This is a genomic window from Hyphomicrobium sp. 99 (assembly GCF_000384335.2).
In the GTDB taxonomy this organism is placed as follows: Bacteria; Pseudomonadota; Alphaproteobacteria; order Rhizobiales; family Hyphomicrobiaceae; genus Hyphomicrobium_B.
Window position 1 is genome coordinate 21,626 of record NZ_KQ031382.1, and the last position, 25,385, is coordinate 47,010.

Consider the following 25,385-nt stretch of genomic DNA (forward strand, 5'->3'; position numbering starts at 1 on the left):
CGGCCATGTTTCCGATCGGCGACGATGATTCCGAGGTAACAGATGTTCCGGTCGTGACGTACGGCCTGATAGCTGCCAACGTCCTTTTCTTTTTGGTCGAGCTCAACGGCGGCGACGCATTCGTCGAGAAGTGGGCATTTATCCCGAGCCACTTCAGTCAAAGCCCGGCAACGGAATGGCCGACGCTCTTCACCGCCATGTTCATGCACGGCGGCTGGATGCACCTCTTCGGCAATATGCTGTATCTTTATATCTTCGGCGATAATGTCGAAGATAATTTCGGCCACTTAAAATATCTCGTCTTCTATTTTATCGCAGGCATCGCCGCGACGTTCGCGCAGTATGTGTTCAATGAGGGCTCGAGCATCCCGAACGTCGGCGCGTCCGGTGCGATCGCAGGTGTGCTCGGCGCCTACATTTTGATGTTCCCAAGATCGCGCGTGGACGTCCTCGTCATTCGCCAAGTCATATCAATGCCGGCGCTGGTCGTCATCGGCTTCTGGATCGTCCTTCAGCTTTTCAGCGGTGTCGGCTCCATCTCCAACACCGGCGAGACGGCTGATGCCGGAGGCGTCGCGTACATGGCCCACGTCGGCGGCTTTGCAGCAGGTTTCGTCATCGCCTTGCTTTTCGGAAAGCGCGCCGGCCCATCGCAGACGGCGTGACGGCCGAGCTTGAATTCGACCTCAGAGATCGACCTGCAAGTCCTTCCACAACACCATGCGCTTGCGGAGATCGAGCTTGCGACCATCGACGGTAAATGCGCCATCGCCGTTGTGATGCAGCGTTCGCTGCTCCTTGCGCTTGCGGTCGATTGAGATCGCGAGGGCCTCAAGAATCCATAGATTGTATTTTTTTACGAAGCCCGTATCCGCCACGCGGCACTCGATGTTGGCGAGGCACTCTTTGATCAGCGACGGCGCGTGCTGCACCACCATGTGAAAGCCCATCGTCATGACATTCGCGCGGCCCTTTGCTCGACGTCGTGACGAGCACGATGGGACCCGCCTCCAAAAGCCGGTACGCCTTCGATGGGTCGGCTGCTCTCATCCCATGTCCTCAAGCACTTGCCTGCGCCCAAAACAGAACGAGCCGGAACATGGTTCCGGCTCGTTTGCAAAACCCTGAGAGACTTGGCCGTACTTGCCGGCGTGTCACTGGTTCTTCAGCATGGCCCGCCGCCGCAACGGCTTCAACACGAGGATCGCGAGAACGGCTGCGAGAATGTTCATCGCCGCTGCCGTATAGAAGACCGCGTGCCAGCTTCCCGTCGTCTTCGTCAGGATGCTGGAGAATGGAACGAGAAGAGCTGCCGTTCCCTTGGCCGTGTAGAGAAGTCCGGCATTCGTCGTCGCGAATTTCGAGCCGAACGTATCTCCGCAAGTCGCCGGGAAGAGGCTGTAGATTTCGCCCCACGCGAAGAACACGAGACCGGTCAAAAGCACGAACATGAATGGATCTTGCCCGTAGTGTCCGAGGGCAAGAATGCCGACGCCCTCGATACCGAAGGCGATGAACATCGTCGTCTCACGTCCGATCTTGTCGGAAACCCAGCCGAAGAACGGCCGCGTCAGACCATTCAGAATGCGATCGAGCGAGAGCGCAAACGTCAGCGCCGGCAGCGTGATGCCAATGAGCGAAACAGGAACGTCCGCGACCTTGAAATCCTTCGCGATGGGCGCGAGCTGCGCCGTGGCCATCAGGCCGCCGGCCGCCATCATCACGAACATCAGATACATGATCCAGAAGATCGGAGACTTGAGCATCTCGACCGGCGTGAACGAACGCCGCGATGTGACGAGCGAAGTCGGCTGGACGCTGTGCGCTTCTTTCGGCGGCGAGCGAAGCAGGAACGATGCAATGATGATGACCACCGACTGCAAGACGCCGAAATAGAGGAACGCCGCTTCGTATCCATCTGCGGCAATAACTTTTGAAATGGGAATGATCGTGAGGGCCGATCCCATTCCGAAGCCTGCCGCCGTAACGCCTGCGGCAAAGCCGCGCCGGTCAGGGAACCACTTGAGCGCGTTGCCGACGCACGTGCCGTAAACCGCGCCTGCGCCAACGCCGCCGATCGCCTGTGCGACATAGAGCATCGTGAGCGAGTCCGCGTATGAGTTCATCACCCATGCGATGCCGACCAGAATGCCGCCGAACAGCACGAGCGGCCGCGGCCCGAACTTGTCTTCGAGATAGCCTTCGAACGGAATTAGCCACGTTTCAGTCAGCACGAAAATGGTAAATGCCCATTGGATGGCGGCCATTTCCCAGCCGAATTTCGTGGCGATAGGATTGACGAATAGCGTCCAACCATATTGCAGGTTGGCGATCATCGTCATGCACAACACGCCAAGAATTAGCTGTAGCCAGCGCTTCGTATTCTGCGCGGCATAAATAGAAGCCGGAGCATTCGGCTCCGCTTGAACAGTCATCCTGCGACTTCCCCTCGGGCTTGTAATTTTTTTTCATTTCGCACTAAAAGCGCTCCACACATAAATCGTGAAAAATCACGCTCGACAAGTGGAGCGTTGACGCGATTTGCCAACAAAGTTTTTGCTGCACTGCCAAAAGACTGAGGGACGAAGCTCTATGAAAATTTGTGTCGTCGGGGCTGGCGGAATCGGCGGCCTGCTCGCCGCTCGCTTGGCGCAATCCGGCGAAGAGATCACCGTTATTGCCCGCGGTCCGCATCTCGCGGCGATCCGCGCAAACGGTCTGAAACTGATTGAAGAAGATGGCAGCGAGAATGTCTCGCGCATCGCCGCCACCGACAAGATCTCCGAGGTTTCGGAGCAGGACCTCATCATCCTGGGCATGAAGGCCCAACAGGTCGCAGCCGTCGTGCGCGATCTTCCCGCGATGTATGGTCGCGACACAGCCGTGCTCACGGCCCAAAACGGCATTCCCTGGTGGTACTTCCTGGGCGTCAGCGGCCCGCATGAAGGGCGGCGCCTCGAGACCGTCGATCCGGGTGGGATCATTGCCGACAATCTGCCCGCGGAGCGCGTCCTCGGCAGCGTCGTCTATCCGGCGGCCGAAATAACTGAGCCCGGCGTCATCAAGCATATCGAGGGCAATCGCTTCTCGATCGCCGAAATCGACAATTCCAAAACCGAACGCATCGTCCGCATTTCCGAAACGTTGCAGAAGGCCGGATTCAAGGCCCCGGTCGCCGGAGATATCCGCGCCGAGATCTGGACGAAGCTTTGGGGCAATCTGAGCTTCAACCCGATCAGCGCGCTGACGCATGCCACTCTTGAGGATATCTGCAGGTTTCAGCCGACCCGCGACGCCGCAGCGCGCCTCATGCGCGAAGCCCAATCCGTTGGCGAGGCTCTCGGAATCCGTTTCCGCATCCCGTTGGAGAAGCGCATCGCCGGCGCCGAAGCCGTCGGACCGCACAAAACGTCGATGCTTCAGGATATCGAAGCCGGGCGCGGCATCGAAGCCGATGCCCTGATCGGCTCGGTAATCGAACTTGGCCGCATCGCCAACGTACCCACCCCACAGATCGAGACGGTTTACGCCTGCGTGAAGCTGCTCGCGGCAACGCTGGCACGCGACGGCGGCCGCCTGAGAATTGAAAAAGCCTGACGACGCCTTCAAATGGCGAGGCACCGGAGACAGAATCAAAATGGCAACGAGTACGACCCTTCACGACCTTCTCAAAGCGGGCGAAGACCAGGCTCCCGCGATCAGAGCTTCGGGCGCCCAACCCCTCACCTATGCGGGCTTCCGCACGCTCGTCTTGCGGACGATCGCTCGCCTGAACGAATTCGGCATCGGCCGCGGCGACCGCGTCGCCATCGTTCTTCCGAACGGACCTGAAATGGCGACGGCGTTCATCGCCACGGCTTCGGCCGCGACCGCCGCGCCGCTCAATCCCGCATATCGCGCCGATGAGTTCGACTTCTACATGTCGGACATCAATACGAAGGCGCTCATTGTCGAAGAGGGCAGCACCTCGCCCGCAATCGCCGTCGCCGAAAAGCGCGGCATTACGATCATCACGCTGAAGTCCGATCCGGACCATGGCGCAGGCGCCTTCACGCTTTCGGCCGCTGCCCGGCACGAGCAGCCTGCTCTTTCCGGTCCCGCGACCCCCGACGATACGGCGTTGATCCTTCACACGTCCGGCACGACCTCGCGTCCGAAGATCGTTCCCCTGACGCACCGCAACGTCGCCGCCTCCGCGCGCAACATCGCAACGGCGCTGAACCTTTCGAGCGATGACCGCGCGTTGAACGTCGTTCCCCTCTTCCACATTCACGGATTGATCGCGGGCGTGCTCGCGCCGTTGTCCCGCGGTGGTTCGATCTTCTGCACGTCGGGCTTCAACGCGCTTAAGTTCTTCTCCGCGATGGAAGAGGCAGCTCCGACCTGGTACACGGCGGTGCCGACCATGCATCAGGCAATCGTCAGCCGCGCCCATCACAACCGCGAAATCATTGCGCGTCACAAGCTGCGCTTCATTCGCTCTTCGTCTTCGTCGCTGCCGCCGCAGGTCATCGCGGAACTCGAAGCAGCCTTTGGCGCACCTGTCGTCGAAGCGTACGGCATGACCGAAGCGGCCCATCAGATGGCGTCGAACCCGATCGGCGGCACGAGGAAGCCCGGCACGGTCGGCATCGCCGCCGGACCCGAGGTTGCGATCATGGACCAGGACGGCAATCTGCTGCCTCGGGGCGCGACGGGCGAGATTGTCATTCGCGGCGAGAACGTTACCGCCGGCTATGAGAATAATGAAAAGGCCAACAGCGAAGCCTTCACCAACGGCTGGTTCCGCACGGGCGACCAGGGCACGATCGATGCCGACGGCTACATCACGATCACCGGACGCCTGAAAGAGATCATCAATCGCGGTGGCGAAAAGGTATCTCCGCGCGAGGTCGACGAAGTCCTGATGGATCATCCCGCCGTGTTGCAGGTCGTGACCTTCGCGATGCCGCATGACAAGCTCGGCGAGGACGTCGCCGCCGCTGTTGTCTTGCGCGAAGGCAAGCAGGCGACGGAAAGAGAACTCCGCGACTTCGCGAGCGAGCATCTCGCGAACTTCAAGGTGCCGCGCAAGATCCTGCTCCTCGCGGAAATTCCGAAGGGCGCAACCGGCAAGCTGCAACGCATCGGCCTCGCGCAGAAGCTCGGTCTCGTCTGAAGATCAGAGCCAACTCCATAACAAAAAACGCCCGGCTAAAAGCCGGGCGTTTTTTTTGAACTTGGTCGCTGACAGAAAGTTTTAGCGTGACTCGAGCTGACGGCTCATCGCCAGCGCCAACAGCGTAACCACAGCACCAGAGAGCAGATATCCGCCGGCCGCCATAAGACCGAACTGGCTCGACAGATAAAGCGCGACGAACGGTGCAAACCCAGCGCCAACGAGCCACGCGAGGTCCGTCGTCAATGCCGATCCGGTGTAGCGATAGGCCTTCGAAAAATTCGACGCGACCGCGCCCGACGACTGCCCGAACGACAAGCCGAGCAAGATGAAGCCGGAGATCATGAAGATGGCTTCGCCGACGTCACCGCCGTTGAGAAGCTGAGGCGCGAAGCCGCTGAATGCAGCGATGGCAGCCGCCGTCGCCGAGAGCAGATTTCGACGGCCAACCCGATCGGCCACGTAGCCCGAAAGCACGATCGTCACGAGACCGACCACCGCGCCAATGAGCTCGATGACGAGGAAGCGCGACGGGCTCTGGTCGGTATAGAGGAACACCCAGGAAAGCGGGAACACGGTGACCATGTGAAAGAGCGCGAAGCTTGCGAGCGGCGCGAATGCACCGATGACGATATGCGCGCCCTCCGCCCGGATCGTCTCTCCGATGGGCTTCGGCTCGAGTTCGCGCTGCTCGAAGTGCTTGGTGTATTCCGGCGTCACGACCATGCGAAGACGGGCAAAGAGCGCAACGACGTTGATCGCGAAAGCGACGAAGAACGGATAGCGCCAGCCCCAGTCGAGGAAATCTTCCGACGAGAGGTTGGACGCAAAATAGGCGAACAGAGCAGCTGCGACCATCAAACCGAGCGGCGCGCCGAGCTGCGGAATCATGGCGTACCAGCCACGCCGGTTTTCAGGCGCATTCATCGCCAGCAATGCAGGAAGGCCGTCCCACTCGCCGCCGAGCGCCAAGCCCTGGCCGATGCGGAAGACAGCGAGAAGAAGAGCTGACGCCCAGCCGATCTGCTCGTAGCCGGGAAGAAAGGCGATCGCGACAGTCGAACTGCCAAGAAGGAAAAGGGTGATCGTGAGCTTCACGCCTTTACCCAGCGCGCGATCGATGCCCATGAACAGGACGGTGCCGATAGGCCGGGCGACGAAAGCGAGCGCAAAGATCGCGAACGAATAGAGCGTGCCGGTCAGCGCATCGAGATGCGGAAAGACGAGCTTCGGAAAGACGAGCACCGAAGCGATGGCGTAAACGAAGAAGTCGAAAAACTCCGAGGTCCGCCCGATGATGACCCCAATGGCGATCTCGCCGGGGTTAATTTCACCGTGCCGGGCATTTACGATTCTCGCGTCCCGTTCGAACGTGGCTGAGGCTCCACTCATCGGCCGATTTTGCTCCTTGAACCATGCCCGGCTTCGCGCGCAAAGCGTCCGCTAGCCTCTTCTGTAGCTTTTTGTCCCGGTCCTAACGGCGAGGGCATTGGGCAAATTGTCCAATGTCCCGGATGCCGCAGCATAAAAGCGCGATCTTCTTTCTTTGAACCGGTCGCCTCGTAAATGCAAAGCTGCGGCGTAAGAACACTCTATCGAAACTCACGCCAGCTTGCAGAGACACTCGCGAGTCGTCAGGCCGACATCAGCTTAGTGATCAGACGCACGCTTGCCCGCTCCGGGCAGTGTCGATCCCGGGATAGGCGAAGGACCAAGCTGATTGCCGGCAGGTCCGTCTTTCAAATAATCACGATGATGAGAGTTCGGCCGATCGATGGGGACGACTGGAGCGGTCCGGTAAGACTTCTCGGCTTCCTTCTGAATGCGAATGCTTTCGGGTTCCCAATCGGCGTAAGCGGGCGAGCCGAACTGAGCAATTCCGAGAACCACGATCGAGACCCCTATGAGGCCCCGCTTTTGGATCAATCCTGGCATCCTAAAGCTCCTCAGCTCTAGTTCTCGGAACAACCTCCCCGCCGCGGAAAATAACTTGAACGCCGTGCAATTAAAAAAGTCCGGCGATCAGCCGCGCGTTCTTCAAATTAACAAATGCCACAATAGAAGTGGCAGACGCGAACGTGGCTTAAAGATCAGAAATCTATTCACGAATGGTCAACCACTTTTTTACATTTTGCGCGCAAGACTCTGAAAAATAGCTCAAAGTTTCTCTCATACTCCGTTCAAGCAATTTGTATTATGATGCTCATGTCAAAAATCACAGATCCTTCGGACGGCAGGGATAGACCGCCTGCGCATAATCCGCTGATGCTGATGCTGTTGTGCGCCGTTCTTGTCGGCCTCGCAACGTGGACGATGTTACTCGTTCGCTGACGCCACCTCTGGAAAATGATCTCTTTGATCGAGCTGCGCGCGCTGCGCCTGCCCCCAAGCCATGGCGCGCGTCTGCCATGCTCGCCTTGCAGCATCATTCGAATTCCCCATGTAAATAACGGGATAGAAGCGAGCTGCATTCTCAGCGAAGAGGAGTTCGACAAATGAAAAAGGTCATCATTGCCGCGGCGGTGATCCTGGGATCGGTGGGATCGGCCTCCGCTCAGTCGAACACCGCGCCACCGGCTTCGGGAAATCCGGACTCGATGGTCCGCATGCCGCCGAGTTCGTCGAACGGCAGCGGGTCGGGCGCATCGGGAAATGTCGGGTCGCCAACGCCGAATTATCCCGGCCGCCTGCGTGACTACAATAGTCCCTCGACTGACTTCAGCCCGACGAACAGAACGTTTGGACTGCCGCGCCGCTAGCTGCCTCCCTTTGAACGGCCGATTTAAATTTTAGTTTGCTCATTCGCTCCACTTGAGCAAAATTGATCAGCTTGAGAACGGTGATGGCCCCGAGAAGAACCGTCTACCGCTTAGCCGTTCGTTAAGTCCGAGTACGCGACGCTCTTTCGCAATGGCGGCGACAGGTTCAAGATAGCCGCGACTTTTCCGAGGCGAAGGTACCGAGGCTAAAGCATGGATACCAGCGCGGCATCAACGACCGCTCTCGAGCTAGCGCGCTTTCAGTTCGCCTTCACGGTCTCTTTTCACATCATCTTTCCGGCGCTGACCATCGGGATCGCGAGCTATCTCGTCACGCTCGAAGGCCTGTGGTTGTGGAAACAGGAACCCAGATATCGCGATCTCTATTTTTTCTGGGCGAAGATATTTGCGATCAATTTCGCCATGGGCGTCGTCTCTGGCATCGTCATGGCCTACCAGTTCGGCACCAACTGGAGCTTCTTCTCGACATTCGCCGGCGGCGTTACCGGCCCGCTTCTGGCCTACGAGGTTCTGACCGCCTTCTTCCTCGAAGCAGGCTTCCTCGGCGTCATGCTGTTCGGCTGGAAAAAAGTCGGCCCTGGCCTCCATTTTTTCGCGACGATCATGGTCGCCGCAGGAACGCTGATCTCGGCGACCTGGATTCTCGCGTCCAACAGCTGGATGCAAACGCCCGCCGGCTTCACCGTGACGGACGGCCGGGTCGTGCCCACCGATTGGTTGCAGGTCATCTTCAACCCATCCTTCCCCTATCGGCTCCTGCACATGACGGTGGCCGCCTATCTGGCGACCGGTCTTTTCGTCGGCGCCGCAGCTGCCTGGCACATGCTCAGGGGTCGCTCGACACCAGCAATTCGCACGATGTTCGCGATGGCGATGGGGCTGATCGTGGTGTTGACGCCCATCCAAATTTTCATTGGCGATCAGCACGGACTGAACACGCTCGAACATCAACCAGCCAAGGTCGCGGCGCTCGAGGGCCATTGGGAGAACATCCCCGGCGAAAGCGTACCTCTCATTCTTTTCGGCTGGCCGGACATGGCGGCGGAGAAAACGCTCTACGCCGTCGAAATCCCCTATCTCGGCAGTCTTATCCTGACGCACCAGCTTCACGGCGTGATCCCGGGGCTGAAGGAATATTCACCCAATGACCGTCCGAATTCGACAATCATATTCTGGACGTTTCGGATCATGGTAGGCCTCGCCATCTTGATGCTCATCCTTGGCCTGTGGGGCCTATGGCTGCGATGGAAAGCCGACCTCTATTCTTCGAAGCCCTTCCTACTCTTCGCATTATGGATGGGACCGACGGGTCTGATCGCCATTTTGGCGGGCTGGATAACGACCGAGGTCGGACGCCAGCCCTGGGTCGTCTACAATGTTATGCGCACCGCGGAAGGCGTCTCGAACCATTCCGTGCTTGCACTGTCGATATCGCTTTGCCTGTTTGTCGTTTTGTATTTCGTCGTCTTCGGCGTGGGCCTTGCCTACATGCTCAAAATCGTCGCGAAGGGTCCCGACGAAGAAGGCGGCGCTCCCCACGACGGTGACAATCTTTACCACCGTCCCGCGCGCCCGATCTCCGCCGCGAGCGACGACATCGACGCTCCACCCGTGCCGACTGCGATAGGGAATTGACCGCCATGGGCATCGATCTCCCACTCATCTGGGCTCTGATCATCGGCTTCGGCCTGATGATGTACGTCATCATGGATGGCTTCGATCTGGGAGTGGGAATCCTATTCCCGTTCATTCCCGCTCGCGACGATCGAGATTTGATGGTGAATACCGTGGCCCCCATCTGGGACGGCAACGAGACGTGGCTCGTTCTCGGCGGAGCAGCCCTCCTCGCGGCGTTCCCGCTCGCCTATTCGGTTATTCTGAGCGCTCTCTACCTGCCGATCATCGTCATGCTCGCCGGACTGATCCTGCGCGGCGTTGCGTTCGAATTTCGTTTGAACGCCGAAGGTGCTCCGAGGCACACCTGGGACACGGCATTTGCCGTAGGCTCCTACATCGCAACATTTTGCCAGGGCCTTATCCTCGGGGCCTTCATCCAGGGTTTCGTCGTCACCAAAAACGCCTTTGCCGGAGGCGCGCTCGATTGGTTGACCCCCTTCAGCATATTCACGGGCTTTGCATTGCTCGTCGGCTACGCGCTTCTCGGCGCGACATGGCTCATCATCAAAACCGAAGGGCCCTTGCAGGAGCGCATGCGCGCGCTCGCGCACCCGATCACGCTCATCCTGTTCGTCGCCATCATCATCGTGAGCATCTGGACGCCCATCCAACATCCGGAGATCGCGGCGCGCTGGTTCTCGTTCCCGAACATCATCATCTTTTCGCCGGTCCCGATACTCGTTGCTGTGGCGACGCTCGCGCTTCTCTGGTCCGTGAACCGCGATTCGCACGCGCTGCCATTCTTACTGGCGCTGGCACTCGTATTTTTGGGTTATAGCGGTTTGGTCATCAGCCTGTGGCCGAACATCATCCCGCCGTCGATTTCCATCTGGGACGCGGCCTCACCGCCGCAGAGCATGGGCTTCGCGCTCGTCGGCGCGCTCTTCATCATTCCCTTCATCCTCATGTACACGGCATGGGCATACAGCGTGTTCCGCGGCAAGGTGAGAGCTGGAGAAGGCTATCATTGATGTCCGCCGATATCAGAAATGAGAGACCGTCGTGGGTACGGCGTATCGGCTGGCTCATGGTGCTGTGGGCTGGCGGAGTCGCGACGGTCGGCGTGGTCGCGATCGTGATCCGGATCCTCATGACCGCTGCGGGACTCAAGACCTGAGGATGCGCGACCGTTAGACTTGGCGGTCCGTGAGTGGCTGCGCCAGATGTGCGAAATCGCCCGCCACGCGTTGATAGATCTCGCGCTTGAACGACACGATCAGGTCCGGCACGGCCTCGAGCGGAACCCACTTCCAAGTGTCGAACTCGGCTTTCGCACCTTCCTTCGGCGAAATATCGATCTCGCAATCTTCTCCGAGGAAGCGCATCGCGAACCATTTCTGCCGCTGCCCGCGAAACCGGCCTTTGAGCGCGATGCCGAGCAAACTTTCGGGAAGCTCGTAGCTCAGCCACTGCGGATGCTCGCCGATAACCCGGACGCTCGTAACGCCGGTTTCTTCGCGAAGCTCACGGAGAGCGGCGATGCGAGGCGCTTCAAACTTCTCGATGCCGCCCTGCGGCATCTGCCAGATGTAATCCTGATGTTCGCCCGCCCATTTCGGACGACGACGCCCGACCCATACCAAGCCTTCGCGATTGAGCAGCATGATGCCGACGCACGTCCGCCACGGAAGCGCGTCATGGGTAAGCCGGGGAAGATCAGGCAACATCGTCATTCAGCCGGACCTGTGGATAACATTGGCGCTCAATCTGCGCCTTGATTCGCCTATCGTACAGAATTTCGTAGCAGTCTTATGACATTAGGCTGTCATATTGAGGACCAAACGCAACAAATCACATTTTTTGTGCAGTGAAGTTGCGCACATCACGGACGGTTTGGGTGTGCGAGCGGAGCGAACTCGGCAAGCACATCCCGATAGACCTCTCGCTTGAAGGGCACGATGAGGTCGAGAAGGTCATCGACCGGAGCCCAACGCCACTCCACGAACTCGGGTTCCCCTATTGCGGGCAGGATGTTGATTTCGCTGTTGGTGCCCGTGAATCGAAAAGCGAACCATTTCTGTTTCTGGCCGCGATATTTGCCGCCCCACGCCTGCCCGATGAGATTGTCGGGAAGGTCGTAGGTCAGCCATTTCGATAGCTCGCCGATCTGATCGGCAGAGACGATCGACGTTTCTTCGAAGAGTTCGCGCCGCGCAGCCTTCGCCGGCTCCTCGCCCGGATCGATACCGCCCTGCGGCATCTGCCACCACGTCCCGCGGCCCTCGGCATCACCCGGAATATCGGCGCGTCGGCCGACCCATACAAGACCTTCGCGATTGATGACCATCAGACCCACACACGGACGATACGGCAACGCATCCGCAACGGCTTTCTTCGACTGATCCGCCATAGCTCACCCCTTTATTGAACGATGCCCAATAACATGAAGGGCGCCAAATGGCGCCCTTCAAAAAACCAGGCTTGGGAAAGCCGCTTTTAGTTCGGCGTGACCTTCTTGTCGTCATCGGACGGAACCGGCGCCTTATTGTCCGAACCGGACTGAGGCGCGGGCGTTGCCGCCGGTGTCGAAGGCGTCGCGCTCGACGTCTCCGGACCCTTCGCGGTGCCGTGCAGGAAGTTGATTGCGTACTGCAACTGCGTGTCCTTATCGGCATCCTTGGCAACGTAGGACGGTGAGCCCGACGGTTCGCCGAGATCGTCTTCCTTCTCGGTGCCGTCAGGGTTCTTCAGATGGCCCCGAAGGCTCGCTTCGCCGCGCGGCTTCTCGGCTGCGATCTTGTCCTTCATGTCATCCGGCACGGCTTCGTCGACGTTGATATCCGGCTCGATGCCCTTGGCCTGGATCGACCGGTTCGACGGCGTGTAGTAACGGGCCGTCGTCAAGCGGATCGCGCCGTTCGCTCCGAGCGGAATGATCGTCTGAACGGAACCCTTGCCGAACGAGCGCGTGCCGATGATCGTCGCGCGCTTGTGGTCCTGCAGAGCTCCCGCCACGATTTCCGACGCCGATGCCGAACCGCCGTTGATCAAAACAACGACCTTCTTGCCGTCGGTGATATCGCCCGGACGAGCGTTCGCCCGCTGCGTTTCCTCATTGTTGCGACCCTTGGTGAGCACGATCGCGCCCTGCTCCAGGAAGTCATCCGACACCGCGATCGCCTGATCCAGGAGACCACCCGGATTGTTGCGCAGGTCGATGATGTAACCCTTGATGTTGGGCCCGATCTGCTTGTCGAGCGTTTCGACGGCCTTCACCAGGTTGGCGTGCGTCTGCTCGTTGAATGTCGTGACCTTCACGTAGCCGATATCGCCTTCCACATGCGACTTGACGGCGTTGATGCGGATCACGTCGCGCGTGACCTTCACGTCGAACGGTTCGTCCTTGCCCTTGCGAACGACAGTCAGCGTGATCGGCGTATTGACCGGACCGCGCATCTTTTCGACCGCCTGTTCGAGCGTCAGGCCGGAAATCGCTTCATTGTCGAGATGGGTGATGAGGTCGTTTGCCATCAGGCCGGCCTTGGCGGCGGGCGTGTCGTCGATGGGCGAGACGACCTTGATGACGCCGTTCTCCATCGTGACTTCGATGCCGAGACCGCCGAACTCGCCGCGCGTCTGAACCTGCATGTCCCGGAAGTTCTTCGGGCTCATATAGGACGAGTGCGGATCGAGAGATGCGAGCATGCCGTTGATGGCGGCTTCGATCAGCGCAGTATCGTCGGGCTTTTCGACGTAGTCGGAGCGAACGCGCTCGAGCACGTCGCCGAAGAGATCCAGTTGTTTATAGAGTTCGGAATTCTGCGACGCCGTCGCCGAGTACGTCTGCGTGACGTTCAGCAGCGTGGTCGCGCCGGCCAAACCTGTCATCAGCAGGAATGTCCAGAATGCATAGTCTGTCTTGCGCATTAGCCTTGTACCTTCTGCTGACCTGATGCCCACCAGGGATCGGGATCTATAGGACGCCCATCTTTACGAAGTTCAACATATAAAACAGGTCCGCTTACCGGAGCGGACGCGGAATTCTTTTGCCCACCACTCATTGTACCGACGGGCTCCGCGGTCAGCACGAACTGTCCCGGCTGGACGTCGATCTGAGACAAACCCGCGAGCAGAACATGATAGCCATCGCCAGCATTAATGATCAAGAGTTGCCCGTAGCTGCGGAATTCTCCGGCGTAGACAACCCAGCCATCACACGGTGACGTCACCTGGGCCGACGACCGCGTTTCTATGACCATACCCTTCGATTGACCACCGAATTGGGTCTTTTCCCCGAACGTCAGTGCGCGCCGCCCTTGGGCGGGTAACGGCAGTTTGCCACGAGCATCCGAAAACGGGATCGCGGGCTTGATTCGTCCCGGACTGCCGGGGATGAGCGATGCGCCGCCCGGCTCCAGCTCGACCATAGCGACCTTGCTGTTGCCCGCGCCGGCGTTCGGCGCGCCTTGCGCCGCTGGCGGCGGCGTGGCGGGGGCTTTCGCAGACAGCGTCGCCGGTATCACCCCCGCAGCGGGTGCTGGGTTGCTCGCGACTGCTGCAACGACACCCGTCGCTTTCGCCGTTTCCGCATCCTGCTCTGGCGGCGGAGGCGTAATGATCTGCGGTCCGCTCGGCTGAGCCCGGCCCTGAGCCGCATCCGCCTGACGCCGCGCCTTGATCTCGTCGTTGTAGGCCCCAAGCCCGGTCTGCTGCGTCACAGTCGTATCGAGGCGGCTAATCAGTTCCGATAGGTTGGTGACGCTCTTCGTTATGTCAGCGGTCGCGACGCGCACGGATTGAAGCTCCGACTGGCGATCGGCGAGCGTCGATTTCTTCACTTCCATGAGGCTCGCGAGACGCGTACGCGCTTCATTGAGGCGTTCCGTCTCGGCCTGGAGCCGCGCGCCTTCCGTGCGGATATTCCCCATCACTCGCTGTAAGTCCGAGAGCTGCGTTCCGAGAGTAACCGCCTTGTCGCGAAGGTCCGGAAAGGCCGACGACAGCAGCATCGCGCTGCGGACCATCTTCAAGGCATCCTCGCGCCGCGTCACGAGAACCGGCGGGGGATTGCGCCCCATACGCTGCAAAGCGGTCAGCAATCCCGAAATCTGGCCATGCCGTTGCGCAAGCGAACCCTTGACGACGCGCTCCTGCTCTTCGAGCTCCGATAAGCGGCCCTCGATCGACGTCATCTGCGCTTCGCTGCGCTGGATGAGCGCCGCTGTTTCGACGAGCCGACCGTTCAACCGCTCGCGCTCGGCGCTGAGCTGCGAAACGTCCGATTGGATCGTTAGTTCTTTGGCGGCGTTGGCATTAAGCTCGCGCTTTTTCTCTTCGAGTGCCTTCCGGGCCGCGTTCGGATCCGAAGGCAGCGCTTCCTGTGCAGCTAGATGAAAAGGAGCGAGGGTCACCGAGAGCATCAGAACGCCGGCCAGCCCACGGCAGGCCACGCTATTCGAGCGAGGCCGTCTAGTCCGCGACGACGGTAGGTTTTTTGACACGGTGCCTCAGCTCAAAGGGCGCATTTCGCAAATGTCTGCGGAGGCGGGATCGCCCGAACCGGACCAGCGGATGATGCGGTGGAAAAATTAAGGGATTTGCAGCGGAGCGCAAATTTCAAATGCGTAATGCTAACGGGGGCGACCGTCTTTCGGCGTGAGAGCGAAGCCGGTTTAACCACTTGAACATTGCCGGCCAGGGGTGGAAGGCGTAAGCAAAAACCAAGTTCTTGCTTCGGAAACAAGTAATGCAAACTTTTCTCTATCATGCCACTACAGTTGCTGTTTTTGCCGTTCTCATCGTGCTTCTTCTGGGTTTCTGGAACATGATGAGGGGTGGGAACCCCAACCGAAGCCAGAAGCTGATGCGTTGGCGCGTAGGCCTCCAGTTTCTCGCGATCCTCATTATTCTTGCCTACGTCTTTGTGACCCACTAAAGGCGGGCCGCCGCGACGGACCCGGCGCATTTACCCTGAACGAGCCAAACCAGGTTTCAAACCAATGGTCGTACTCAACCGCATTTATACAAAGACCGGCGACGCCGGGACGACCGCGTTAGGAACCGGCGAGCGCGTCCCAAAGACGTCTCCCCGGATCGCGGCATACGGCACGGTCGACGAAACCAATGCCGCCATCGGCGTGGCGCGTACCCAATTGGCAGGCGCACAGCCGGACGTGGATGCTATGCTTCTTCGCGTCCAGAACGATCTCTTTGATCTCGGCGCTGATCTCTGCGTGCCCGACAAAGGCCAGAAGCTGCCGTATGAGCCGCTTCGCATCGCCGATACGCAGGTTGCGCGGCTGGAAAACGAGATCGACCAGATGAATTCCGAACTCGAGCCTTTAAGGTCTTTTATCCTACCAGGAGGCAGCCCCGCGGGAGCCGCGCTTCACGTCGCACGGACGGTTTCGCGCAGGGCCGAACGGAAAATGGTCGAACTGGCAGCCCTTCCCGACGAACCGGTAAGCGCCCCCGCCCTCAAGTACATCAACCGGCTTTCGGACTTCCTTTTCGTCGCTAGCCGCTACGTCAACGATCGGGGCACAGGCGACGTCCTGTGGGTGCCCGGAAAGAACCGGTGACGGAAGGGGCAATAGCAATAACGCGAGAGACCGGCTAAGCCCCCGCCAGTAGACTGCAGCGGCCTCAAAACATCGGTCGCCGCGACGCACGCGCCGATTGACTTGCGAAAAACCCACCCGTAGCTTCGCCCTTCGCAGCTGCGAGAACTCTTCTCTGCCACCAGGCAGGCCGGTCCACTCGGTTTGCAAGGTCAGGCGGTTGGCGCGCTGCACGAACCTGCGTTCGTCCGAAGCGCGGGAAACAACAACAAGGGAGCGCCGGTCATTCTGGCGGATGAGATGAAGATCGTTGTCCCGGTCAAACGCGTCGTCGACTACAACGTCAAAATTCGCGTCAAACCGGACGGATCCGGCATCGACTTGGCAAACGTCAAGATGTCGATGAATCCCTTCGATGAAATCGCTATCGAAGAAGCCGTTCGCCTGAAGGAAAAGAGCGGCGCCAAGGAAGTCGTCGCCGTCTCGATCGGCTCGGCCAAAGCGCAGGAAACGCTCCGCACCGCGCTCGCTATCGGCGCCGATCGCGCCATCCTCATCGAGGTCGCGGAAGGCACGGTCGTCGAGCCGCTCGCCGTCGCAAAGCTTCTCAAAGCGCTCGTCGACGCCGAAAAACCCGATCTCGTCATTCTCGGCAAGCAAGCCATCGACGATGATAGCAACCAGACGGGCCAGATGCTCGCGAGCTTGCTCGACTGGCCGCAAGCCACGTTCGCTTCGAAGATCGTTCCGGAAACGGGTTCGCTCTCCGTCACCCGCGAGGTCGACGGCGGACTTGAAACGATCAAGATCAATCTGCCCGCAGTCGTCACGACCGACTTGCGCCTGAACGAACCGCGCTATCCCTCCCTGCCGAACATCATGAAGGCCAAGAAAAAGCCCCTCGATGTCAAGAAGCCGGAAGACTTCGGGATCGATATCGCGCCTCGTCTCAAAGTTCTGAAGACGAGCGAACCGGCAACACGTAAAGCCGGTGTGAAGGTTGGCAGCGTTGCCGAACTTGTTGAGAAACTGAAAAGCGAAGCGGGAGTTATCTAATGTCGACACTTCTCCTCGCGGAACTTTCAGATAAGACACTCTCTCCCGCAACGGCCAAAGCACTTTCCGCGGCGAAGGATCTTGGCGGAGACGTTCACATTCTGGTTGTTGGCTCCGACGTTGGTAGCGCCGCCGAGACCGCATCCAAGCTTGCTGGCGTTTCGAAGGTTCTCGTCGCGGATGCACCTCACCTAGCCAAGGGCCTCGCCGAGGAAGTCACGGCCGTAATCCTCTCGATTGCCAAGGATTATTCGGCGATCGTTGCGCCGGCGACGGCATCCGGTAAGAACATCCTGCCACGCGTCGCAGCCAAGCTCGACGTCATGCAGGTATCCGACATCACCAAGGTCGTTTCGCCCGACACGTTCGAGCGTCCGATCTATGCCGGCAACGCCATCCAGACCGTTCAATCGACGGATTCGACGAAGGTCATTACGGTTCGTACATCGGCATTTCCCGCCGCTGGCGAAGGCGGCTCGGCTGCGGTCGAAAAGGTCGCCGTGCCGGCAGCTGTTGGCATTTCGACGTTCGAGAAAGCCGAGCTTTCGAAGTCCGATCGCCCCGAGCTTACGTCCGCGAAGATCATCATCTCCGGTGGCCGCGGCATGGGCAACGGCGAGAACTTCACGAAGTACATCGCGCCCGTCGCTGACCGTCTGAGCGCTGCCATGGGCGCCTCGCGCGCGGCTGTCGACGCGGGCTTCGTTCCAAACGACTGGCAGGTCGGACAGACCGGCAAGGTCGTCGCCCCCGATCTCTACATCGCCGTCGGCATTTCAGGCGCTATTCAGCATCTCGCCGGCATGAAGGATTCCAAGGTTATCGTCGCGATCAACAAGGACGGCGAAGCGCCGATCTTCCAGGTCGCGGACTACGGGCTCGTCGCGGACTTGTTCCAAGCCCTGCCCGAACTTGACGCAGAACTGCAAAAAGCCGGACGCTGATCCGGCTTTTCACCCCGAAGGACACCTGTTCATGCCGCAAACTCAGAAGCTGATGGAAAAAGGCAAGGTCAGTGTGAAACCTGCCCGGACGATCAGCAAAGTCGGCATCATCGGCGCCGGCCAGATGGGCAGCGGCATCGCGCATGTCGTCGCGCTATCGGGCTACACCGTCGCGATCAACGACTTGAAACGGGAGTCCTTCGACAAAGGCATTGAAGCGGTCAACAAGAACATGGCCCGCCAGATCGCCAAGGGCCTGATCAAGGAAGAAGATCGCGATACGGCCCTTGAGCGCATCAGCTTCGCACCGTCGCTCGAAGACTTCGGCGACTGCGATCTCGTCATCGAGGCGGCAACCGAAGACGAAGCGCTGAAGCACAAAATCTTCGCCGCGCTCTGTCCGCACCTGAAGCCGACGGCGTTGCTGGCTTCCAATACCTCATCGATTTCGATTACCCGTCTCGCATCGACGACCGACCGGCCCGAAGACTTCATCGGCATGCACTTCATGAACCCCGTGCCGGTCATGGAGCTCGTCGAACTCATTCGCGGCATCGCTACGGGTGACGAGACATTCGCGACCGCCCGCGTCTTCGTCGAAAGCCTCGGCAAGACGACGGCCGTCTCGGAAGATTTTCCGGCCTTCATCGTCAATCGCATTCTGCTGCCGATGATCAACGAAGCCGTCTACACGCTCTATGAGGGCGTCGGCACGGTCGATGCGATCGATAAGGCGATGCGGCTCGGCGCTCATCATCCGATGGGGCCGTTGGAACTCGCCGACTTCATCGGTCTCGATACCTGCCTCAGCGTCATGCAGGTTCTCTACGAAGGCCTGTCGGACTCGAAATATCGCCCCTGTCCGCTGCTCGTGAAATACGTCGAAGCCGGTTGGCTCGGCCGCAAGACGAAGCGCGGTTTCTACGATTATCGCGGCGAGAAGCCGGTCCCCACGCGATAAGGCCGGCGCGGCAAACGTCCGCCAGACCATCTCGCCAATCTCCCCTACCCCAAAATGTTACTCAACGTACCCGCAATGTCGGCCCGCTCGGCGAGCGCCGTCAACGCCGGATAGACGACGAGCCAAGACATCGCGCCGACGAAGAGCGTGACGCCGATCGCGACCGGCCAGGACATTCCCCAAAACCGTTTATGGCTCGCCGAAACGAAGGCCAAAATCGCTGCGTAACTGGCGAGCATCAATCCTTGCGCGACGGCGGCCAAGCTAACGTTCGCCTGGGTCTTCATGACAACAAACGCGGAAGAGAACGCAATCACCGAGACAACGATCGCCAGAATAGACCCATAGCTGACGCTCAAAACGCAGAGCTTCACATACGACATCGGCGAGCGCGGCAGCGTGCCGAGAGCGCGGCAAATGTAATATTGGATGGGTGTGAGGATCGCCATCCCGACATACTGCACGCCTTCATTCGTGATGACCGCCGCACTGTTCGCGGTATTCGGAATATTGAAAAGCGCCGCAAAAGCCTTCGGCATGATCACGTAGGCGAGCGTCAGCTGCGCACCGACCATCGCCGTCAGGAAACCCCAATGCGATCGGTAAGCGGGATCATCCGTCAGCCGGATGATCGTATCGACAGGTCGGAGCAGAAAAGAAATCACGACCGAGACAAAGCCGTTGTCGCGATGTGAGCTGAGGAATTCCGACGTGATTGCGCTCCAGCCCTCATGGCCGTTATGAGCCGTCACGGCGACGCCGCAGCCGCTGCAGAATTTCCCCTGCAATGCCGTGCCGCAATTGGTGCAAAATTCGGAACTTGCCGCTTCCGTCCCCGCCATCGCCGCGAACCCCGTGCTGCCCCGAGCGCGATTCTTCTATCACGGCGGCACCTCGTCAGAAACTGGCTTGCCAAGCCGTTCGGGTTTATGCAGCCGTTTCACAATGTTCAGAACAAGAGACGAAGATGGCTGACATTTCACGCGTGGCGATGGTGACTGGCGCCGGATCGGGCATCGGGCGCGCTGTTGCCCTGAAGCTTCAGGCCGCAGGATTCGACGTCGCTCTTCTCGGGCGGCGCGTATCCGAGCTGGAGACAACGGCAGCGCACGCCGCAACAGGCGGAGGCCAATTCCTGATTACACCCGCCGATGTCACCGACGAAAATGCCGTCCACGCCGCTTTTGAAAAGACGCTTGCAACCTTCGGCCGCCTCGACCTCCTGTTCAACAATGCCGGGACGTTCACGCAGGGCGTACCACTGGAGGACCTGCCTGTCGAAGAATGGAAACGCGTCGTCGACGTCAATCTGACGGGACCGTTTCTCTGCGCGCGCGAGGCAATCCGCATCATGAAGGCGCAGACACCGAATGGCGGACGGATCATCAACAATGGTTCGATCTCGGCGCAGGTGCCGCGCCCCTTCTCGGCTGCCTACACGGCGACGAAGCACGCCATCACCGGCCTGACGAAATCCATCTCGCTCGATGGCCGCGCCGACAATATCGCCTGCTCGCAGATCGATATCGGCAATGCCGCGACCGACGTGACGGCCAAGATGGCGAGCGGCATTCTGCAAGCCGATGGCCGCGTGATGGTCGAACCCCGGATGGACGTCGCGCATGTCGCCGACGCCGTGCTCTACATCGCCAATCTTCCGCTTGATGCGAACGTGCAGTCGATGACGCTTATGGCGACGGCGATGCCGTTCATCGGCCGCGGCTGATGAAGATCCCGCAGTCCTCGCTCGCTTAGCCGCTCGAAGCTCGCGTCGACCACAAAAGCCACAGCGCGACGAGAAGCAGACCGGCCGCCAGCAGGCGTCTCACCGTCTGCATGCACTTCTCGTCCTGCAGCAAGGGACGCGCTCGCGAAGCCAGCGCGACGATCCCGCCATGAACGATCGTCGCGACGGCCACGTAAGCGAGCGTCAAAGCCGTCGTCTGCGGGAGCAAATCCTTGTCGGGGTCGATGAACTGCGGAAGCACCGCGATGTAAAACACCGCCGCCTTTGGGTTGAGGACGTTCGTCAGGAAGCCGCGAAAAAAATATCGGTCCGGAGTTACCTGTCCGGTGTCGCTTTCAGCCTCCGCTGGCTCTTCACCGCGCCATATGTCGTAGGCTAGCCAGAACATGTAGAGAGCGCCGGCCCAACGGAACAATTCGTAAAGTACCCGGGATTGAGAAACGAGCGCCGCGACGCCGAGCGCTGAAAGCAGCCCTATCAGAAGTAGACCGGAGGCGACGCCCGAGACCGCCGCAAATCCGGCGCGCCGGCCGTTCGCCAATGTCAGAACAGCGAGATACGTCATGTTCGGACCGGGCGTCAGCTCGATCATGAAAGACACCCAAACGAACGCGAGCGGCACACCGAAGACAATGAGCTCTGGGATATCGCCCGGCATCATGTCCGATCAGATTTCACGGGCGCCGAAACCTCGTCGACGAGGAATTTCGTGAGATCACGCGTCAAATAATGGACGTGGTCGGGAAGCTCGCGCCATTCCCGGATTTTCAACTGCGCGGGATGATCGATGTAGTCGGAATGAACGAGCACCGTCGTCATGCCGAGCGTCGACGCCGGCACGAGGTTATGCGGCATGTCTTCAAACATCGCCGCCTGCGCTGCAGGCACCGCGTGCAGTTTCAGCATCCGGTCGAAGGCTTCCCGCTCGGGCTTCGGCACGTACTCCATCGCCGCGATATCGCAGATGTCCTCGAAGAGATCGAGCACGCCGAGCTTCCGCGCGACGTTCTCCGCGTGAAGGCGCGAGCCGTTGGTGAAGATTAGCCGGCGGCCCGGAAGAGCGGCGATCGCGGCGGCGAGATCCGGCATCACCGGCACGACGGAAAGATCGATATCGTGCACGTATTCTAGAAACGGACCCGGCGGCAGCTTGTGCACTTTCATCAGCCCGGCGAGTGTCGTGCCGAACTGCCGGTAGTAGGCTTTCTGCAGATGGCGGGCGTGCTCGCGCGGAACACCGATTGTCTTGGCGATGAACTCGCTCATGCGCAGATCGACCTGCGCGAAGAGATTGCACGACGCCGGATAAAGCGTGTTGTCGAGATCGAAAATCCAGGTATCGACGTGACCGAAACCGCGCTTGGCGGCCGCCTTCACGAGCTTCGGCAAATCGGACGCTGAGGCGGAAGCCGCCATCAAGCCTTGCCCTTCTTGCGCTCCGCACGCCTCACCAACGTGCCGACGCCATGTTCGGTGAAGAGTTCGAGGAGCACGCAATGCGGCACGCGTCCGTCAATGACGACGACGCCCTCGACGCCCGCCTCGACGACCTCGATGCAGCCCTCGATCTTCGGGATCATGCCACCCGAGATCGCACCGCTCTTGATCATCGCGCGCGCAGCCTCGATCGTCAGGCTCGGAATGAGCTGCTTGTTCTCGTCGAGAACACCGGAAACGTCGGTCAGCAGCAGCAGCCGCTTCGCCTGCATGCGTGCCGCAAGTGCCGATGCGAATGTGTCGGCGTTGACGTTCAACGTCTCGCCGTCGCGACTGATGGCGACAGGCGCGATCACCGGAATGAGATCGGACTTCGAAATGACTTCGACGATGTGCGGATTGACCTCGAGCGGATCGCCGACATACCCGATGTCGACCTCCTTCAGCTCGTTCGACTGAGGATCCGGCATCTGCGTGATCTTCTTGGCAATCATCAAGTTGGCATCTTTGCCGGAGATGCCGACCGCCTTGCCGCCTTGCTGGTTGATGGCGGAAACGATCTCCTTGTTGATCTTTCCGCAAAGGACCATCTCGACGATCTCGATCGTCGCCTTGTCGGTCACGCGCAGGCCGTTGACGAAATCCGACTTGATCGCGAGCTTCGACAGCATGCTGCCGATTTGCGGACCGCCGCCATGCACCACGATCGGATTGATGCCCGATTGCTTCAGGTAGACGATGTCCTGCGCGAAGGCTTTGAAAAGCTGCTCGTCGCCCATCGCGTTGCCGCCGAATTTGATGACGACGGTCTTTTCATCATAAAGAATGAGGTGCGGAATGGCTTCCGCGAGGATCCGCGCTTGCTGATGCGCGCTGAGGGGCTTTTCGGCCGGCGCCGCGACAGCATTTTCCGAGATACTTTTGGTAGACGTCACGCGCTCCCCCTTTTGCCAGTCTGATCGCGCCGGCGGGGAGCCGGTCGCCTCGTCGCGGTCTTATAGCTTCTCGGCAAAATGCCTCAACGGATTTCCCGGCCTTTGCCACATCCGGGCGTTACTGACGCAGGCAGCGGCGGGCACCTGGGGACGAAAGTCATTCTGCCGTCCCAAGGGTCATAGCATTGCTATAACCTTGCCATGAGTATGTACTTTCGGCACGTTAATGCATTGAGTCCTGGCCAGTCCTGCCCGTCTTGGCCTTCAGTTCAGGAGACGTCGTGGGCGTGACGGCCACAGATATTGCGCAGATTCCGATGTCGTCCGATCTCGGCGCCACGCTGGCGCGGGGAGCCGATTTCGCAGGTTCGAGCGGCGCGGCGGAGGTTTCGCTCGAGCACTTGCTGGCCGCCCTCTGCGACGATCCCGACGCCAGCGCCGTGCTCGACGCGAGCCAAATCGATGGCGAGCGGCTGAAAGCCGACGTCGTCGCGCGCGTCGTGGCAAGCACGCAACCATCTCCGAACCCTCAAGATTCGCTGGGTGTCTCCAACGACGTCCGGCGCATACTCGAGGCCGCCGCCGCTGCCTCGCGCGGGAGCCGCCGCCGGGACATCAACGGCGCGATCGTGCTCGCAGCCATCGTTGGCGACGCGCGGAGCACGGCGGCCGAAATTCTCGAAGCTCACGGATTGACGTTCGATAACGCGATCCGTGCTCTGCAAGCAGCACTCGCCGCCCCGCGTGAAGCACCGGCGCCCGCTCAGCCCGCGCCACCCGTCGCCGATGACGTCCTCGCCCGCGCCCGCGAACGCGTTCAATCGCGCGCGACGCCCTCCTTGCGGGAAATCATGAAGGATATGCCGCGGCCCGCGCCGCCGGCTGCTCCGTATCCGGCCCCCTCGGCTGAAGAGCCCTCAGTGCCACTGCCTGAGGTCGTGTCCGCGCCCGAAGCCGAACCGGCTAGGCCGCAGCCATCCTTCAATACCGGTGAAGTCGCCGAACCTCAGTTCGGAGCCGATCCTCGTCCCGCGGCCGAAGCTCCCGCACCTTCGCCATCGTTGCCTGCATCGCTTGATCCGCGACTGCCAATCGGCGGCGAACGCGAAACGCCACAGCGCACCGAACCGAGCTTTGGTGGCGCGCCCAGCGCAAACTCCCAGCCGTCCGCTCCCGGACCTTCCCCTGTCGGACAAGGACGCAAGCCTTCCTGGTCTCAGCCAACTTGGTCGGGACAGCAGGCTCCGGCTCAACCCGCGATGCGGGACGACCAGTCCTTTCCCCTGCCCCATCCGCCAGGCGCTATATCGCCCGACGCGAGCCCCGCCGCTCCGCCTTCCGATATTTTCTCAGGGTTGCCGCCGCGTCCGCAGCCTTCAAGGGTTCAGCCGCCACCAATTCCGCCTGGCGCCCCCATGCCCGGAGGTCCGGCGGGCGCGCGGATGCGTGGGCCAATGCCTTCGAATATCCCGATGGGTCCAGGCGCACCGATGGGTGCTCCGATGGGCATGCCTGGCCAGCAGCGACCGAACCCCAATCTCGGTCACGACCCTGCATTCCGCTCAGGTCCGGCGATGGGCGCTCCGCCGCAGCAACGGCCGGGGCCGGAAGGCAAGCCGCGCCGCAAGGCGAAAGGCGGGAAAGCCCCGAATGTCGAAACCGGACAGCTCGCGGAAAACATTCCACGCGCGATGCGCGTCGGAAAAACTTCGCGCGCCGAAATCCGCATCGCCAAAGCCTCGATCAAGGCGCTGACGGAAGGCCTCGATGGCGATGGTAAGGTCTGGCAGCACTCGGTCGCCGTGACGAAGGCGATGTCGGTTCGCATTCGCGCGCCCGAAGGCGGCTTCTTCATCGAGTCCGCGTCGCCGGAGACGCAATGGATCGAAAGCAATCTCGGCTACGCGAGCGACGATTTCGCGAGCTGGCGCTTTCTGATCACGCCGCAAACGCGCGGCTGGTCGAGCTTGCAGATCATCGTCTCGGCGCGAACGATCGGCGACGGCGTCGCGGCAGAAACCGCGCTTCCCGATCAACTCGTCGAGGTGAAGGTTCGCACCAACTTCGCCCGCACGTTCGCACGGCTGTTCGGTTGGACGATCGCAGCAATCGTCGGCGGCGCGCTCGCAACCTTTGGCGAAGCCGGCATGGGGACGGCGACGGCCCTAATGCACAAAATCCTGCACTGAG

25 protein-coding genes and 1 pseudogene are annotated in these 25,385 nt (G+C 60.3%); 14 read left to right on the forward strand and 12 right to left on the reverse strand.

Features of this window, described 5'->3' with window-relative positions; translation table 11 throughout:
• The first annotated feature begins 5 nt into the window (after positions 1-5).
• A complete protein-coding gene (locus G359_RS00375) occupies positions 6-665 on the forward strand; it encodes a rhomboid family intramembrane serine protease (RefSeq protein ID WP_045834521.1) in 660 nt (219 codons plus the stop codon).
• A gap of 21 nt (positions 666-686) precedes the next feature.
• On the opposite strand, the pseudogene G359_RS00380 reads toward G359_RS00375, so the two are convergent.
• Both G359_RS00380 and oxlT read right to left on the reverse strand, forming a co-directional pair.
• Positions 687-1,050 (reverse strand): annotated as a pseudogene (locus G359_RS00380) (hypothetical protein).
• A gap of 104 nt (positions 1,051-1,154) precedes the next feature.
• The gene (gene oxlT, locus G359_RS00385) at positions 1,155-2,435 is read right to left on the reverse strand and encodes an oxalate/formate MFS antiporter (protein WP_045834522.1); all 1,281 of its coding nucleotides are present in this window, start codon (positions 2,433-2,435) and stop codon (positions 1,155-1,157) included.
• Between the two features lie 157 nt (positions 2,436-2,592).
• On the opposite strand from oxlT, the gene G359_RS00390 reads away from it, so the two are divergent.
• Both G359_RS00390 and G359_RS00395 read left to right on the forward strand, forming a co-directional pair.
• Positions 2,593-3,597, forward strand: a complete 1,005-nt coding sequence (locus G359_RS00390) for a ketopantoate reductase family protein (RefSeq protein WP_045834523.1) — start codon at positions 2,593-2,595, stop codon at positions 3,595-3,597.
• 40 nt (positions 3,598-3,637) lie between these two features.
• Complete coding sequence (locus G359_RS00395) at positions 3,638-5,158, forward strand: acyl--CoA ligase (RefSeq protein ID WP_045837469.1); 1,521 nt, start codon at positions 3,638-3,640, stop codon at positions 5,156-5,158.
• Between the two features lie 81 nt (positions 5,159-5,239).
• Here G359_RS00395 and G359_RS00400 read toward each other — a convergent pair whose 3' ends face one another.
• On the reverse strand, positions 5,240-6,550 hold the full coding sequence (locus G359_RS00400; RefSeq protein WP_045834524.1) for an MFS transporter: 1,311 nt from the start codon (positions 6,548-6,550) through the stop codon (positions 5,240-5,242).
• A 258-nt stretch (positions 6,551-6,808) separates the two neighbouring features.
• A complete protein-coding gene (locus G359_RS00405) occupies positions 6,809-7,093 on the reverse strand; it encodes a hypothetical protein (RefSeq protein ID WP_045834525.1) in 285 nt (94 codons plus the stop codon).
• Between the two features lie 560 nt (positions 7,094-7,653).
• Here G359_RS00405 and G359_RS00410 point away from each other — a divergent pair.
• The 4 genes from G359_RS00410 to G359_RS19840 all read left to right on the forward strand — a co-directional run bounded on the left by G359_RS00410 (position 7,654) and on the right by G359_RS19840 (position 10,732).
• Positions 7,654-7,917: a hypothetical protein gene (locus G359_RS00410; protein WP_045834526.1), complete on the forward strand. Its 264-nt coding sequence runs from the start codon at positions 7,654-7,656 to the stop codon at positions 7,915-7,917.
• A 213-nt stretch (positions 7,918-8,130) separates the two neighbouring features.
• Entirely contained in the window at positions 8,131-9,573 is a 1,443-nt protein-coding gene (locus G359_RS00415) for a cytochrome ubiquinol oxidase subunit I (RefSeq protein ID WP_045834527.1), read from the forward strand.
• Between the two features lie 5 nt (positions 9,574-9,578).
• Positions 9,579-10,586, forward strand: a complete 1,008-nt coding sequence (cydB, locus tag G359_RS00420; protein ID WP_045834528.1) for a cytochrome d ubiquinol oxidase subunit II — start codon at positions 9,579-9,581, stop codon at positions 10,584-10,586.
• Positions 10,586-10,732 carry a DUF2474 domain-containing protein gene (locus G359_RS19840; RefSeq protein WP_082072743.1) on the forward strand — a complete coding sequence of 49 codons (147 nt, stop codon included), beginning with the start codon at positions 10,586-10,588 and terminating at the stop codon, positions 10,730-10,732. Before cydB ends, G359_RS19840 begins: the two co-directional genes overlap by 1 nt.
• 13 nt (positions 10,733-10,745) lie before the next feature.
• On the opposite strand, the gene G359_RS00425 is transcribed toward G359_RS19840, so the two are convergent.
• The 4 genes from G359_RS00425 to G359_RS00440 all read right to left on the reverse strand — a co-directional run bounded on the left by G359_RS00425 (position 10,746) and on the right by G359_RS00440 (position 14,975).
• On the reverse strand, positions 10,746-11,279 hold the full coding sequence (locus tag G359_RS00425) for an RNA pyrophosphohydrolase (protein ID WP_045837470.1): 534 nt from the start codon (positions 11,277-11,279) through the stop codon (positions 10,746-10,748).
• 158 nt (positions 11,280-11,437) lie between these two features.
• On the reverse strand, positions 11,438-11,965 hold the full coding sequence (locus G359_RS00430; protein WP_045834529.1) for an RNA pyrophosphohydrolase: 528 nt from the start codon (positions 11,963-11,965) through the stop codon (positions 11,438-11,440).
• Positions 11,966-12,051: 86 nt separating this feature from the next.
• Positions 12,052-13,482: a S41 family peptidase gene (locus G359_RS00435; RefSeq protein ID WP_045834530.1), complete on the reverse strand. Its 1,431-nt coding sequence runs from the start codon at positions 13,480-13,482 to the stop codon at positions 12,052-12,054.
• Positions 13,482-14,975 carry a murein hydrolase activator EnvC family protein gene (locus G359_RS00440; RefSeq protein WP_082072745.1) on the reverse strand — a complete coding sequence of 498 codons (1,494 nt, stop codon included), beginning with the start codon at positions 14,973-14,975 and terminating at the stop codon, positions 13,482-13,484. The genes G359_RS00435 and G359_RS00440 overlap by 1 nt, the downstream gene beginning before the upstream one ends.
• A 326-nt stretch (positions 14,976-15,301) precedes the next feature.
• Here G359_RS00440 and G359_RS00445 point away from each other — a divergent pair, with 326 nt between their 5' ends.
• The 5 genes from G359_RS00445 (at position 15,302) to G359_RS00465 (ending at position 19,076) form a co-directional block, all read left to right on the forward strand.
• Positions 15,302-15,490 (forward strand): twin transmembrane helix small protein, encoded by a 189-nt coding sequence (locus tag G359_RS00445; RefSeq protein ID WP_045834532.1) that lies wholly within the window; start codon positions 15,302-15,304, stop codon positions 15,488-15,490.
• A 64-nt stretch (positions 15,491-15,554) separates the two neighbouring features.
• Complete coding sequence (locus G359_RS00450) at positions 15,555-16,136, forward strand: cob(I)yrinic acid a,c-diamide adenosyltransferase (protein ID WP_045834533.1); 582 nt, start codon at positions 15,555-15,557, stop codon at positions 16,134-16,136.
• A gap of 279 nt (positions 16,137-16,415) precedes the next feature.
• Entirely contained in the window at positions 16,416-17,171 is a 756-nt protein-coding gene (locus tag G359_RS00455) for an electron transfer flavoprotein subunit beta/FixA family protein (RefSeq protein ID WP_045837471.1), read from the forward strand.
• A complete protein-coding gene (locus G359_RS00460; protein ID WP_045834534.1) occupies positions 17,171-18,115 on the forward strand; it encodes an electron transfer flavoprotein subunit alpha/FixB family protein in 945 nt (314 codons plus the stop codon). The genes G359_RS00455 and G359_RS00460 overlap by 1 nt, the downstream gene beginning before the upstream one ends.
• Before the next feature lie 31 nt (positions 18,116-18,146).
• Positions 18,147-19,076, forward strand: coding sequence for a 3-hydroxybutyryl-CoA dehydrogenase (locus G359_RS00465; RefSeq protein ID WP_245279881.1), 930 nt, complete (start codon positions 18,147-18,149; stop codon positions 19,074-19,076).
• 44 nt (positions 19,077-19,120) lie between these two features.
• Here the strand turns inward: G359_RS00465 and G359_RS00470 are convergent, their stop codons facing one another.
• Positions 19,121-19,918: a zinc ribbon domain-containing protein gene (locus G359_RS00470; protein ID WP_045834535.1), complete on the reverse strand. Its 798-nt coding sequence runs from the start codon at positions 19,916-19,918 to the stop codon at positions 19,121-19,123.
• Positions 19,919-20,043: 125 nt separating this feature from the next.
• Here G359_RS00470 and G359_RS00475 point away from each other — a divergent pair, with 125 nt between their 5' ends.
• On the forward strand, positions 20,044-20,802 hold the full coding sequence (locus G359_RS00475) for an SDR family oxidoreductase (RefSeq protein ID WP_045834536.1): 759 nt from the start codon (positions 20,044-20,046) through the stop codon (positions 20,800-20,802).
• A gap of 25 nt (positions 20,803-20,827) precedes the next feature.
• Here the strand turns inward: G359_RS00475 and G359_RS00480 are convergent, their stop codons facing one another.
• From G359_RS00480 to argB, 3 genes are read right to left on the reverse strand one after another with little or no spacing between them, the layout of a single operon-like run.
• Positions 20,828-21,484, reverse strand: a complete 657-nt coding sequence (locus G359_RS00480; protein WP_245279882.1) for a LysE family translocator — start codon at positions 21,482-21,484, stop codon at positions 20,828-20,830.
• A complete protein-coding gene (locus tag G359_RS00485) occupies positions 21,481-22,239 on the reverse strand; it encodes a pyrimidine 5'-nucleotidase (protein ID WP_045834537.1) in 759 nt (252 codons plus the stop codon). Before G359_RS00485 ends, G359_RS00480 begins: the two co-directional genes overlap by 4 nt.
• Entirely contained in the window at positions 22,239-23,195 is a 957-nt protein-coding gene (gene argB / locus G359_RS00490) for an acetylglutamate kinase (protein ID WP_082072746.1), read from the reverse strand. The genes G359_RS00485 and argB overlap by 1 nt, the downstream gene beginning before the upstream one ends.
• 287 nt (positions 23,196-23,482) lie before the next feature.
• Here argB and G359_RS00495 point away from each other — a divergent pair, with 287 nt between their 5' ends.
• Positions 23,483-25,384 carry a Clp protease N-terminal domain-containing protein gene (locus G359_RS00495; RefSeq protein WP_245279883.1) on the forward strand — a complete coding sequence of 634 codons (1,902 nt, stop codon included), beginning with the start codon at positions 23,483-23,485 and terminating at the stop codon, positions 25,382-25,384.
• Position 25,385 lies beyond the last annotated feature (1 nt).